Origin of the sequence: Henriciella barbarensis, from assembly GCF_003576345.1 — a bacterium.
In the GTDB taxonomy this organism is placed as follows: Bacteria; Pseudomonadota; Alphaproteobacteria; order Caulobacterales; family Hyphomonadaceae; genus Henriciella; species Henriciella barbarensis.
Map to the genome: position 1 here is coordinate 1,568,464 of NZ_QWGB01000005.1, position 13,383 is coordinate 1,581,846.

Here is a 13,383-nt window from a genome sequence, read left to right on the forward strand (position 1 = left end):
GCCTTCAGTCAGTGGGAGCGGATGATCGCTTCTGCAATCTGACTGAAGGAGGGCCACATGGCCAAAGCAACCAAGACCCAAACGAAAAAGAAGCCTCTCACCAAGCGCGAGCAGTTGATCCAGCTGCTCGGCAAAGCGGAGGGCGTCACCGTCAACGAACTGTCGAAAGCCCTAGACTGGCTGCCGCATACAGTTCGCGCCGCGCTGACACGCCTGCGGGCCGGCGACGGCAAGCTTGAAAAGGTGCCACCTGCAGAGGGTGAACGATGTACGCGATACCGCCTGGAGAAAGCCTGAGCATGCCGGTCGATGTACCGACCGAGCTGGATGCCCTGCGGGATATGTCCCGTGGGGACCTGCTGGAGCTGTGGTCGCTGGAGGAGTTCGGCGCGCTGCCCAGGAAAATCAGCACACCCTTTCTGGCGCGGCTTCTCGCCTATGAGCTCCAGGCTCGACAGCATGGCGGGCTCCGCAAGCGGACCCGGTCCGCTCTTCAGGCTATCGTAGCGAATGGGGTGCCGGAGTCGCCGGCAAAGGTAGCAACGACGGGCACCCGGCTGGTCCGCGAGTGGAATGGCGTTCGGCATGTTGTCGACGTCACCAAGGAAGGTGCGGTGTATCGCGGTAAGACATACCGGTCCCTCAGTGCCGTCGCTCGCGAGATCACGGGCGCTCGCTGGTCGGGGCCGCGTTTCTTCGGCCTGCAGCGAAAGACTGGCTGATGGCGAAGAAGATTATCCGGTGCGCAATCTACACCAGGAAGTCGAGCGAGGAGGGGCTGGAGCAGGACTTCAACTCGCTCGATGCGCAGTGGGAGGCTTGCAAGGCTTATATTGAAAGCCAGAAGCATGAGGGCTGGAAGCTGGTCGAGACCCGCTATGACGATGGCGGGATATCGGGCGGTCATCTTGAACGCCCGGCAGTTCAGTCACTGCTCGACGATATTGATGCCGGTCGCATCGACATGGTGGTGGTCTACAAGATCGACCGGCTGACGCGGTCACTGGCAGACTTCGCTCGGCTGGTTGAGCGGTTCGACAAGGCGGATTGCTCGTTTGTGTCGGTTACGCAGGCCTTCAACACATCGACCAGTATGGGGCGGCTGACGCTCAACGTTTTGCTGTCATTCGCCCAGTTTGAGCGGGAGGTCACGGCCGAGCGCATCCGGGACAAGCTCGCAGCATCAGCAAAGCGGGGCCTCTGGATGGGTGGGCTGGCGCCGCTTGGCTACGATCCGCATCCCGATCCGAACACGCGGGAGCTTGTCCGCAACGAGGATGAGGCCAAGCAGGTTCAGCGAATATTCGATCTGTATGACGAGCATCGCTGTCTTGGCCGCATCGCCCGGCAGGCAGAGCTGGAAGGCATCCGATCGAAGAGGCGAACCTTCAAAAGCGGCAAGTCGCTGGGCGGATGCGTGATGTCCCGCGGGGCCTTCCATTCCATCCTCACCAATCCCGTCTATCGCGGGATGATCCGGCACAAGGAAAATGCCTATCCGGGGAACCATCCCGCGATCATCGAGGAAGCGATCTGGAGCCGTATCCAGGAAGCGTTAATTGCCAAAGGTGGGCGCCAGCGCGGGCAGGGTGGTGCAATCAAGACGGAGGGATCACCTCTGACCGGGCGATTGTTCGATCAAGCCGGTAATCGGCTCACGCCCACCTATGCCACGACGAGAGGACGACGTTGGCGCTACTATGTTTCCAGAAGCGTGATGAAAGGTGACGAGGCATACGCCGCCGGATGGCGACTGCCAGCTGCAAAATTGGAGTCGGCGGTCGCCAAAGCGATTGGCAACTGGCTGGAGAAGGCGCCGGAGCAATTGCTTGTCGCTCCCGGCGCTGAAACGTTTGCCAGAGTTAGAGCTGCTCTATCGAGGCTTGGTGAGCAGCTGACCGCAAACCAGACACCTGCTCTCGTTCGACTTGTCGAGCGGATCGATCTTAAGCCGGGCGAGATGCGGCTGGCTGTCAATCCGGATGCGATTGCTGAGGCGTGCGGGCTCTGCCGTGAAGACATTGCCCGGGATGCGCTGGTGCATGTTGAAGCTTTCACCGAACGCAAGCGCGGGGTCGAGACGATCCTCATTCTTGGCGCTGAAACACCGAACCGGGATGAGACGCTGATCAAGGCTGTCGCGCGTGCGCATGCCTGGGCGGAAGAATGGAAGGCCGGCGCATCGCTGCCGGATATTGCCAGGCGCATCGGCTGGACGACATCGCCGCTGCGTCAGAGATTGAAGCTCGCTTTCCTATCGCCGGCCATCGTTCAGGCCATTCTGGATGGCCGCCAGCCCGCCGATCTCAGCCTCGAAAAGCTGCTGCGTACAGACATCCCGCTGGACTGGGATCGCCAGGCAGAAGTGCTTGGATTTGCGTTTGCCTGATCTTCCGATGCCGTTCCCTGTTCCCGGAATCAAATTCCCTGATCCGCGGATTTCCATTCCCTGTTCCGTGGTTTAGGGAATTTGACTTCTAACCCCTTGTAAACACTGCATTTGCGGGAAGTGGATTCCAAGCCCGTCCCTGATAATTCTGCAAAATACCCTGTAAATCGGGGGGTATCAGGGAAAGCGGGCCTAAGAGATCTGGCGAAAGTGGCCGTTAGAGACGACTGGCGAAAATTGCGGGAAGAGCAGGGAAAATCGGGCGAGCAGAGACGGCAGCTCAAGAAAAAGCCCGCCAGTGGCGGGCGATCAGGGCGCAATCCGGATCTGGTTTTCAAATCAGGGTCTGCGTGGCGGTGTTGTCAGACTAATGCAAAGTGGTCTCTGTTTTTCAATGAATACACCGGCTTAGACGGCCAGAAGCTGGCGCCATTCGAGGAGGGCGGCGTCTCGGTTCAGCTTGAAGCGACTTCTTGAATTGAGGTGACGGTCCAGGTTGAAGTGGTTGTGAAACGAAGCGTGTGTCGACGCGAACTTCTGCAGGTTCGACATTTGCCTGAACCTCGACATCGCTCGCTCTCGTCGTCGGAACGGCAAATGTGAATTTTCAGCTCGATTGTTGAGATGGCGACCGACCTCCTGCCGATCGATATTCCCTATCTCCTTCATCGCTGCGCCGTACGATCTTAGCCGATCGGTGATGACTGTCCGCGGTGCGCCGTAGCGCTTCATGGCTTTCTTTAAGAATCGCAAAGCCGCTGATTTGTCTCTAGTTTTCGTGCCATAGCTCTCGAGAATTTCGCCTTCATGGTCGACAGCTCGCCAGAGATAATGCGTCTTTCCGTTGATCTTCACGAAGACCTCATCCAGATGCCATCGCCATTGCGTGATCTGACGAAGCTGCTGTGAACGGCGCTGCCTGATCTCGCTGGCAAACATGGGGCCAAAGCGGTTCCACCAGTACCGGACCGTTTCATGGCTGACTTCGATCCCCCGCTCGTGGAGAAGATCTTCGACGTTCCGAAGAGATAGTGGGAACCGTACATACATCATGACGGCAAGGCGGATGATCTCAGGCGACGTTTTGAAGTAGCGGAATGGAGATTTTGTCATGCCGGAGAGAGTAGGGCGGTCGGGATGGCCGACTCAAGCGAAGTTCTTCTGACAATACCCTTTTGAGCATGGACTGAACTTATCCAGATCCACCTAGGCGCTCAATGCTGGTTTAGTCTGACAGTGCCCCAGTTGGCCCAATCCTTGCGTTGCCCTCGATCAGCGAAGCGAAAGAAGTGTCGATGACAACAACTGCGTTAGGCCATGGCCGTCTTGAAGATCGGCTGAACAATTTCACAGCGCTACGGATCGGATTTGCATTCCTTATCCTATATGGACATTCGCTCATGATACCCCAAGGCCTACCGATGGAAGGGACATGGGCAAGCGTAATCGACACCATTGTACAATACGCGCTCGATGGCTTCTTTATCTTGTCAGGCTATATGCTTGCCGCGTCGCTAGCCAAATCGCAGGATATGACAAGTTATTGGCTAGCGCGGAGCCTCCGCATTTTTCCTGGCTTGGTCATTGTTGTTTTCGCCTGTTGGCTATTACTCGGGCCGATAATGACAAACCTTTCAATAAGCGCGTATTTCGCTTCTTCACAAAGCTGGGCTTATCCATTTTTGACACTGTCACAGCTCAACCCGCAAGGCGAACTTCAAGGCGTATTCGAGCACAATGCAATAAATGAAATTAACCGGCCTCTGTGGACTATTCGCTACGAGTTGGTTTGCTATGTGCTAGCAGGTGTCGCAGCTGGCCTAGGCGTATGGCGTCAGTCTTGGGGCATACCAGCGATTTTCGCTGCGTCCTTGATAGCATCATTCAGCATTCAAGTGTTTACCTATACCGGTCCACTAGATGAAACTGCTGGAGCTATGGCTCGCTTCGGACCTGCATTTATGACAGGGGCGCTTTTCTACCGCCTCAAACATTTAATCGCCCTTACTGCCTTTGGTTCGGTCCTGGTCCTGTTGTTGGCCTATGCCTCTTTCGGAACTCCTGCTGGCATAGTCGTCGGCCAACTCGCCAATGCGTACGTCTTACTATGGTTGGGGTTTAAAAAGATCCCTGGCTCGATGGGGCGGCAAGTTCGAGACGTTAAAGATATATCCTACGGCGTCTACATCCTGCATTGGCCAATTGGACAGATGGCTGTGGCGCTGAATCCTGGTATTGGGATAGGCACCTTGTTCGCTGTCATGGCCTCTAGTACGCTCATAATGGCTATAGCGCTTCGTCATTTTGTCGAAGAGCCGGCTCTGCGGGCAAAGCCAGCCCTAGGCGTTAGTTTGAACAGTGCAATCAATCGAAGCCCCAGCCGCGTTGTTTACAATTGAAAGGCTCAGCGAACGCCCGAAGATCCCGCTTGATCGCGATCGGCGAGTTTTTGCGACATTTAGAAAAAAACTAGCTCGCTTTGGCACCTTCAGTTGAACTTTGCTTGAGCCGGACATCCCGATTGCCTTAATCTCTGCCACACGATCACATCATCCAGAGCAGTATCTGGATGCCGAAGATCACAACGACCCATCTATATAGCCGGCGCTCCATCGGAGAGCGCTTATTCTGCAACCTCCCCGTTTGATTCCTGGTGGTCCATCACGCCGTCAAGGCAATTTGCACCGTCGGTATTTTTCTTGCAGATCGCCATGATCCTGTAGGAGGCGTCGCGGCCTTGTTTGACCATGAATTCAACCTCGTCGCCTTCGGAAAAACGAGAGAGATCAACTCCGCCCATAATACCGAACCCCATGGTCATGGCGCCCATGGCAATGCCCTCGAAGGGGCCGTGCTCGATCGTCAGAAAGTCCTGTTCGTCATCGACCGATCGGATTGTGCCGAAGGCGTGACCGATGCCACCATTGCCGGCCTTATGACCTGCGTGATGCATAGCGTTGTCTTCGGCTATATCCATGGGCGTTGCTGCTGTGTCCCCCGAGGCGGGTAGTGTGTCGCGGGCATTGTCGCAGGCTACGAGGCCAAACGCGAATAGGCTAACTGCGATCAGGTTCAATGGTGTCATAGCGGGTCCTTTTGGAGGCTGAGTTTAAATGGATTTGTGTCTTCTTCGATTGGTTCGGCGCTAGCGAAAAGCTTTGACCCCAGAGGCAATAAAGCGAGTGGCCGGGTGGCGATCCGAGTCGGAAAGCGCGCAGGCCGCGCATTCCAAGGCAAATGGTTGCCGAGCGTCTGAGACCCGGCTTGCGGGAAAGCCGGGTTGAAATGCTAAAAAAGCGGTTAGTGATGCCCGCTGACGTGCTCATCAGGCGTCATGCCAGACATGGGTCCGTGTCCGCCCATGTTGCAGTCCATCATGCCACCGCCTTTCATAATCGACATCATGGATTGCTTGAAAGCATGCGGATCCCCGCCGATCGGCATCATCATGGCGATATCATAATTGTCGCTGGCGTCCTTCTTGAGCACGAAATGGACGTTGTCACCATTCTCGAATTTGTCGAGCGCAACCATTCCGCCGACCTCGAAGTCCATTGTCATTTCATCCCAGCCGATCTTCTTGATCGGGTCGTGTGAAATATTGACGGTTCGGGCATCCAGATCGACGCTGTTAATGACACCAAAGCCGGGCGCCATGTCGCCGCAGCAGCTCATGCCGGACATGTCCATGTCTTTCATGCCGGCCTCCTGGGCGAGCGCCGGACCGATCAGGGCCAGTCCGAGGATTGCGCCTGTGACGCTGGTCTTTCTGACGAGGGTTTTCATCATTTTCTTCCTTTGTGGGTTGTCTGGCGCGGCTTTCAACAGAGGCCCCCGATGCGCGTCCGGGACGGGGGGGATAAGGTGGATGAATACGGGACTGTTATTTCGACCTCAGATATTTGATGAGGGCAGCGATACCGAGGACGAGCAGGAGCAAAACAAGCAGCATGAAAATCATGCCGAACAGGCCACCACCAATCATGCCGCCGTCCATCATCATTCTGTCTGGTGAGCGATCCTGTGCGGCCGCTGGCAGCATGGCGCCACTGACTAGCATTGGAATCAAAAGCGGTAGTTTCAACAGTTGTCTGGTCATAATTTTTCTCCTTCGGGGGTTAATGAGCCGGTCCGGTTATCCGGTTCGGTCCGGGGTAAATCTGATGGCATCTGCAACCCCACTCGGATGTAGTAGATGGCCGGGATCACAATCAGGGAGAGGATGAGGGTTGAGGCCATGCCGCCAAGCATGGGCAGGGCAATCCGGCGCATGACGTCCGACCCGAGACCGTCGGTCAGGAAGATCGGGGCAAGACCCGCAAAGATGGTCGTGACAGTCATCAGCTTGGGCCTGACGCGCATGGCCGCGCCTTTGCTGACGGCGGCGAACAAGCCCGCATCGTCGACGGGATTTTCCTTTCGCACTTCCGCGTCGATGTAGAGCAGCATCACGACGGCAGTCTCCACAGCAATACCGCCAAGGGCAATGAAGCCGACGGCCACGGCGACAGACAGGTTGTAGCCAGCCAGCCAGACGGCCCACATCCCGCCGATCAGGCCGAAAGGCAGGCTCGCCATGATGATGAGGGTCCGGTCGAGCCTTCCGAAATGGAGCATCAGGAGCAGGAAAATCAGGGCAATCGCCGCTGGAATGGCAATTTTCAGCCGCGCATTCGCTTCCTGCATCTGTTCATACTGGCCGGAGAACTCCACCGCATATCCAGCGGGCAGGTTGACGGCGTTGGCAATCATCTGTCTGGCGTCTGCAACATAGCTGCCCATGTCCCGGTCCGCGATATCGACGAAAACCCAGCCAGTCAGCCGGGCATTTTCCGACCGGATCATTGGCGGGCCTTCCGTATAGGAAATGTCCGCCAGTTCGCTGAGAGGGATATGGGCGCCGGACGGGGCGGGGACGAGTATCTCTTCCAGGTCTGTGGCACTCTCACGAAATGGCCGATCATAGCGCAGGATCATGTCATAGCGTTCCCGGCCCTCGACAGACTGGGTGAGTGTCATGCCGCCCAAGGCGGTTTGGATCACGGACTGGAAGGTGGCCATGTCGATATTGCGCCGGGCGAGTTCGCCTCGGTCCGGCGTGATCTCGAGATATTTGCCGCCCATGACCCTGTCGGCGAAGGCCGAGCGCGTTCCGGGTACGTCCGAAACGGCCGCTTCTATCTCCCGGGCAATGGCTTCGATCTCGGTCAGATCGTCTCCGGTGACCTTGATACCAATGGGCGTGCGCACACCTGTTGAAACCATGTCCATACGGATCTTGATCGGGTAGCCCCATGAGTTCACAAGGCCGGGCATTTGCAGCTTGGCATCGAGCTCATCGGTGATGTCCTCGACCGTCACACCTGGCCGCCAATCGTCCTTCGGTTTCAGCTCGATCCATGTCTCGATCATGGTGAGTGGCGCCGGATCGGTTGCGGTATCGGCGCGCCCGGCCTTGCCGAAGACACGGTCGACTTCTGGAACAGTCTTGATGACGCGGTTTGTCTGGCCAAGAATCTCCCGCATCTTGGTCGATGACACGCCGGGCAGGGTGGTCGGCATATAGAGGAGCTCGCCTTCATAAAGGGCCGGCATGAATTCCGAGCCGATCCTCTGGACGGGCACGATGACGCTAGCCGTCAGCGCGAGTGCAAGGGCGACTGTGATCCACTTGAACCTCAGGGCTAGATGGAGCAGCGGTTTGTAGGCCCAGACGAAGAAGGCGTTCAGTGGATTGGCTTCCTCGCGGCGAAAGCGCCCCCGCATGAGATGCAGCATCAGGACAGGCACGAGCGTGACCGACAGGATGGCGGCGAAGGCCATCGCATACGTCTTGGTATAGGCAAGCGGACTGAAGAGCCTGAAGCTCTGACCGGTCAGGGCAAAGACCGGCAGGAAGGAGACCGTGATGATCAGGAGTGAAAAGAATATGCCGGGGCCGACTTCCTGGGCGGACTCGACCAGCGCCTGACGGCGGACTCTCGGATCGGGTTTCGGTCCCAAGTCCGCCAGTTTCCGGCTGGCATTCTCGACGAGCACGATCGAGGCGTCGACCATCGCTCCAATCGCGATTGCGATACCGCCAAGCGACATGATGTTCGCGGTGACGCCCTGCCAGGACATGATCAGGAAGGCCCCGAGCACACCAAGAGGCAGGGTAATAATGGCGACTAGGGACGAGCGAACATGCAGGAGGAAGATCAGGATGACGAGCGTGACCGCGATGCCTTCCTCGATAAGCTTGTCCTTCAGATAATCGACCGAGCCTTCGATGAGCGGGGCGCGATCATAGACGGTGACTATCTCGACCCCTTCCGGCAGGCCGCTCTGGAGGCTGTGGAGTTTCTCCTTCACGCGGTCGATCACGGAGAGGGCATTCTCGCCATCACGCATGACGACGATGCCCGCTACCGTTTCACCTTCGCCATTGAGCTCCACGATACCGCGCCTGAGAGCCGGGCCTTCGACAATTCGCGCCACGTCGCTCAGCTGGACAGGTGTGCCATCCTCCGCCTTGACCACGACCTGTTCGAGATCGATTTTCTCATCGACATAGCCGGACGAGCGGATCACATATTCGGTTTCACCCTGTTCGAGCACACGGCCGCCGACCTCGATCGAGGCCGCACGGACCGCATCCTGTATACGTGTAATCGACAGGTCGTAACTTCGCAGGCGGTTGGGATCGAGGAGAACCTGGTATTCCCGGACAAAGCCGCCGACGGACGCGACTTCCGCGACGCCTTCCACACCTGCGAGTTCGAGCTTCAGGAACCAGTCCTGAAGCGAACGGAGCTCCGCGAGATCGACGTTGCCGCTTTTGTCGACCAGGGCATACTGGTAGACCCAGCCGACGCCTGTCGCGTCGGGGCCAAGCTGCGGCACGGCGCCATCCGGCAGCTCCGACCCCAGTCTTGAGAGGGCTTCCAGGACGCGTGAGCGTGCCCAGTACATATCAACATCATCGTCGAAGATGACATAGACGAAACTGGTGCCGAACATGGAAGAGCCGCGCACATCCTTCGTCCTTGGCAGGCCGAGAAGATTTGTCGACAGGGGATAAGTAACCAGATCCTCGACGATCTGCGGGCTCTGGCCGGGAAAATCGGTGCGTATGATGACCTGTGTGTCGGTCAGGTCCGGCACTGCATCAAGGGGCGTGCGCTGGATGGCCATCCACCCCGTGATGGCGAGGGCCGCAGCGAGCATCAGGACAATGAGCTGGTTGGACACCGACCAAGAGATCAGCTTCGCGACCCATGATTTTGATGGATCACGACCGGCGAGGTCGTTTGAATCTTGTTCTGACATGCCTACCTCCTAGCGCTCGCTGGCCTGGTTGACGCCAGGGGCGCCGCGATCGACATTCATCGGCATGCCGGCCATCGGGTCTGGCCAGCCGATCTGTTCTTCTCCATCATCGCTATAAGGGTTGGCGGGGGTGCCAGCCTCCTGAAGCCAGTGCCGGTCAGTTGCCCTGTCCCTGTAGAGGGCCAGACCCGCATCTCTGTAGTGCTGTGGCGCGCCGTCGAGCAACCAGGGTTTCAGGGCTTCTACGAGTTTGGCGAGCTGAGTGGTGAGGTCTTCATTGCCGGCGGCATCCCGCGCTGCGGCCAGCGCGGTTTGCGAGGCATCGATGACCGGCGCCAGCTTGGTATTCGCGTAACGGTCTCTCAGTACAGGCGCCAGGGCGAGGGCCGGTCCAACGAACAGCGGATCAATGTCATACCCATCCGTCAGGGCCTCGTGGAAATAGAGCGCCATGTCGGTGAAGTGATCGATCTCAGCCAGGGTTTCGTCGTCCATCGGAATATCGGAGAGCGGTGTTTCCGGACTGGCCGGTCTCGCTTCTGGAGCCTCCAGCTTGGAGAGGCCTTCTTTCAGGTTGGCTTCGCTATCCAGCAGGAACTGCCCGCTGGCGACGACCATGTCGCCACTTTCCAGTCCCGACAGGATTTCGGTCCGGCCATTGGCTGAGATTCCCGTTCGCACGGCGCGTCCGGAAAAGCGGCCATTGCCTTCGGCGATGACGACACTGGCACCCTCACCACCAAGCAGAATGGCTTCACTCGGAACCGAAAGCCGCGGATGGCCACCGACATTCAGGCTTATGTCTGCATAGGCGCCCGGGCGAAGATAGCCCGATGCATTATCCACTTCGATCCTGACATCGGCGGTGCGGGTATTTGGATCAATTGTTGGATAGATATAATCGATGCGGCCTTCGCCAGGCGCATCGGGCGCGCTTGGAAAATCGAGCTCGGCCGGCATGCCTGTCTCCACCAGAGGCAAATCGCTCTCCGGCACAGAGGCAATGACCCACACATCGGCATAGGATTGAAGCCGTAATATGGGCGTACCGGGTTTTACATAGTCGCCATTGCGGATTTGGAGCTCGGCAACCGTGCCGCCAGCTTCCGCATAGACCGGGACGCGCTCAATGACTTGGCGGGTTTCGGTGAGCAGGTCGATGGCCGCGTTCTGCATACCAAGTGAGCGCAGGCGCTGCCGGACCGACGCGATACGCGCCTCGTTTCCAATTTTGAAAGAGTTCAGATAATCCCTTTGCGCGGCGATCAGGTCCGGACTGTAGATCCGGTAGAGAAGGCTACCAGAGCGGACCGTGTCGCCTTCGGCATTGACCGCCAGATCCTCGATCCAGCCTTCCAGCCGCGATACGGTAACATTCTCCAGCCGCTCATTCGTCTCGACCGTACCGAAGGCTCTCAGTCTCCGGCCAAAATCACTTGTCTCGACCTGTGCTGTCCTGATCCCCATGGTCTGGATCATTTCCGGCGAGACCGCCACGCCCGAGCCGGTGTCATCGGCATAGACCGGGATATAATCCATGCCCATGGAATCCTTTTTCGGAACGGGGGACGTGTCCGGCTTGCCCATGGGATGCTTGTAGTAAAGGATTTCTCCTTTTGAGCCTGACGGCTCCTGCGGATGTTGGGCGGGCACCAAATCCATGCCGCAGATCGGGCAGGTGCCGTCCGGATCGGTCGAGATATAGTGCGGATGCATGGGGCAGGTGTATCGCTGCGTCTCGCTCGAAGCGCTTGGCAATTCAGCCTGGCCGCCCGATGTTCGGGCAGGCGCGCCGCATGTGGCAAACAAGAGGGCGGCAGATGCCGTGCCAATTATCAGGAATGTCTTTTTCATTGTGTTACCAGGAGGGCATTCAGGCGTGCGATCGAAGCAGCCTTGCGGGCCGTTTCAGCTTCGATTTCCGCCCGGAGTTTGAGAATGGCGATCTCGCCGTCGATGATCGGCGCATAGCCGCCAACACCGGACTCATAAGTAATCAACTGGGCCTCGACTTCGTCTTCGACGGCAGCAATTTTGACCTGCAGGACATTGATACTGTCATCGGCCGAGCGGATAATGGCGTCCCGGGATGCGTACTGAGCCGCCGCATTCCGTGCGGCAGCCTGGTAGCGTTGCTCGGCGCCGGCCCGCTCAGCCTTAGCGGCGCGCAAGTTTGGTGCCTGCTTCCTTTCGGCCCAGAGCGGAACCGTAAAAGTCACCATACCGGAGACCCAGTCATCCCCCGCGAACATCGCGCCTTCATCGCGCTGTTGATAAGTGAGCTGGGCGCCCCATTCAGGTTTCCACGCTGAGCGGGCTTCATCGACACCGTAATTGGTAACGCGGACCGCCGCATCGGCAACACGCACGTTATGGAACTCAAGCGCGGCACCGGACCAGTCTTTTTCATTCAGGGGAGGGGCGCTGGTCGAGGGAACCAGACCGACGAGCTCGACCAGGAGCGCATCGGTCTCGGCTTCTTGCTGATCGAGATCAACAAGCGTCCGGGACACTTCCGCCCGCTCGCTTTCAATCTCCGCGAGGCGGTAAACGGCCGGGCGGCCCGCATCGATTTCTGCTTCTACAATGTCGACAAGCTCGTCATATTTTGCATCTCGCGCTTCGGCGAGAGTTTTCTGTCTGGTTATTCTTCTCTTGTCAGCCAGAAGGGCGATCAGTTCGGCGCGCAATGCCGCGTAACGAGCATTGCGAATCGCCTCGGTCTGGACCGACATCGCCCGGGCTTCACCGGCGCGCGCTTGCCGGCCTGCGAGGTTTGGAATTTGTTGCCGGATGCCGACGGCTTTATTGGTCGGCAGGTAAGTGTCGAAGGAGGGATCGAAGATCGGAAAGTTGTTGATCCCAAGGGATACGACGGGATCCGGTAACGCTGTTGCAGCGATAGCACGCTCCCGATTGGCCTCGGCATCATAACCGAGAGCGGAAAGACTTGGATGCGACTTGAGACGGGCTTCAAGCTCATCAAAGCTCTGAGCGCTGGCAACCGTCGCCAGTGGAATAGCAGCAAACGCTGCGACCAGCAGGATTCTGGCAATGTGGGGCATGATAAAACGGGAATTCCTGAATTGTGTGAAACGATGACGTCAGGCTGCTGTGGAAGCCGAAGGTCACCGCTCTCAATTCAGGAAGCGCTGTTTCAGAGAAATGGGTGTCTGGTGTGGCAGGACTGCATTTGGCGGCGGTCCTGTCGAGAGGGTCGACCGTTCAGGCGGAAACGCAACGGGCGCTTCAGCGAGTATGATCGGCAGGACAGGAGAAGGATCGGCAGACAGTGTAATTGGGTTGGCGTCCGACTGCGCCTGGATCAGCATGGGCGCGCAATCTGTGCCCGCCAGGCAATCTGAATCCGACGACGACTGCGGAGATTTATCTGCGTCCGCCTCGATTTCCATCGCCATATCGTGGCAAGGATGACTTGTGCTGATTTCGACCTTGGTGGCCGCCTCGTCGCCCAACATGAACGGACATGCCATGACAGGCTGCGCAGTAAGAATTGCTGCGGCCAAAAGGGTCAGGAGTCGTATCAGAATGGGCATCGGTTTGGTGGTTAGGTCAATAATCCAGAAATTTCAGTACAATACATTGAGAGATTCTATCACTTTTTGCGCCCGCCGAGCACTGCCACAAGCTCCTCGACCTTTTCTCGTCGCTCGTCGACATTG

At 57.8% G+C, this 13,383-nt stretch carries 12 protein-coding genes; 4 read left to right on the forward strand and 8 right to left on the reverse strand.

The window, feature by feature from the left end:
- The first annotated feature begins 57 nt into the window (after positions 1–57).
- From D1224_RS10720 to D1224_RS10730, 3 genes are read left to right on the forward strand one after another with little or no spacing between them, the layout of a single operon-like run.
- A complete protein-coding gene (locus tag D1224_RS10720; protein ID WP_119379860.1) occupies positions 58–297 on the forward strand; it encodes a DUF3489 domain-containing protein in 240 nt (79 codons plus the stop codon).
- Positions 298–299: 2 nt separating this feature from the next.
- On the forward strand, positions 300–722 hold the full coding sequence (locus D1224_RS10725) for a DUF2924 domain-containing protein (protein WP_119379861.1): 423 nt from the start codon (positions 300–302) through the stop codon (positions 720–722).
- Positions 722–2,389 carry a recombinase family protein gene (locus tag D1224_RS10730; RefSeq protein ID WP_119379862.1) on the forward strand — a complete coding sequence of 556 codons (1,668 nt, stop codon included), beginning with the start codon at positions 722–724 and terminating at the stop codon, positions 2,387–2,389. Before D1224_RS10725 ends, D1224_RS10730 begins: the two co-directional genes overlap by 1 nt.
- A gap of 408 nt (positions 2,390–2,797) precedes the next feature.
- On the opposite strand, the gene D1224_RS10735 is transcribed toward D1224_RS10730, so the two are convergent.
- Positions 2,798–3,502, reverse strand: a complete 705-nt coding sequence (locus D1224_RS10735) for an IS6 family transposase (RefSeq protein ID WP_119379863.1) — start codon at positions 3,500–3,502, stop codon at positions 2,798–2,800.
- Positions 3,503–3,684: 182 nt separating this feature from the next.
- Between D1224_RS10735 and D1224_RS10740 the strand changes: the two genes are divergently transcribed.
- Positions 3,685–4,788: an acyltransferase family protein gene (locus D1224_RS10740; protein ID WP_119379864.1), complete on the forward strand. Its 1,104-nt coding sequence runs from the start codon at positions 3,685–3,687 to the stop codon at positions 4,786–4,788.
- 224 nt (positions 4,789–5,012) lie between these two features.
- On the opposite strand, the gene D1224_RS10745 is transcribed toward D1224_RS10740, so the two are convergent.
- The 7 genes from D1224_RS10745 to D1224_RS10775 form a co-directional block, all read right to left on the reverse strand.
- Positions 5,013–5,474: a copper-binding protein gene (locus tag D1224_RS10745; protein ID WP_233350489.1), complete on the reverse strand. Its 462-nt coding sequence runs from the start codon at positions 5,472–5,474 to the stop codon at positions 5,013–5,015.
- Between the two features lie 215 nt (positions 5,475–5,689).
- Positions 5,690–6,178, reverse strand: coding sequence for a copper-binding protein (locus D1224_RS10750; RefSeq protein ID WP_233350490.1), 489 nt, complete (start codon positions 6,176–6,178; stop codon positions 5,690–5,692).
- Between the two features lie 94 nt (positions 6,179–6,272).
- On the reverse strand, positions 6,273–6,488 hold the full coding sequence (locus tag D1224_RS10755; protein ID WP_119379866.1) for a hypothetical protein: 216 nt from the start codon (positions 6,486–6,488) through the stop codon (positions 6,273–6,275).
- Positions 6,485–9,700, reverse strand: coding sequence for an efflux RND transporter permease subunit (locus tag D1224_RS10760; protein ID WP_119379867.1), 3,216 nt, complete (start codon positions 9,698–9,700; stop codon positions 6,485–6,487). Before D1224_RS10760 ends, D1224_RS10755 begins: the two co-directional genes overlap by 4 nt.
- 9 nt (positions 9,701–9,709) lie before the next feature.
- Positions 9,710–11,554: an efflux RND transporter periplasmic adaptor subunit gene (locus D1224_RS10765; RefSeq protein ID WP_233350491.1), complete on the reverse strand. Its 1,845-nt coding sequence runs from the start codon at positions 11,552–11,554 to the stop codon at positions 9,710–9,712.
- On the reverse strand, positions 11,551–12,765 hold the full coding sequence (locus D1224_RS10770) for a TolC family protein (protein ID WP_119379868.1): 1,215 nt from the start codon (positions 12,763–12,765) through the stop codon (positions 11,551–11,553). The genes D1224_RS10765 and D1224_RS10770 overlap by 4 nt, the downstream gene beginning before the upstream one ends.
- A 72-nt stretch (positions 12,766–12,837) precedes the next feature.
- Entirely contained in the window at positions 12,838–13,257 is a 420-nt protein-coding gene (locus D1224_RS10775; protein WP_119379869.1) for a hypothetical protein, read from the reverse strand.
- Positions 13,258–13,383 lie beyond the last annotated feature (126 nt).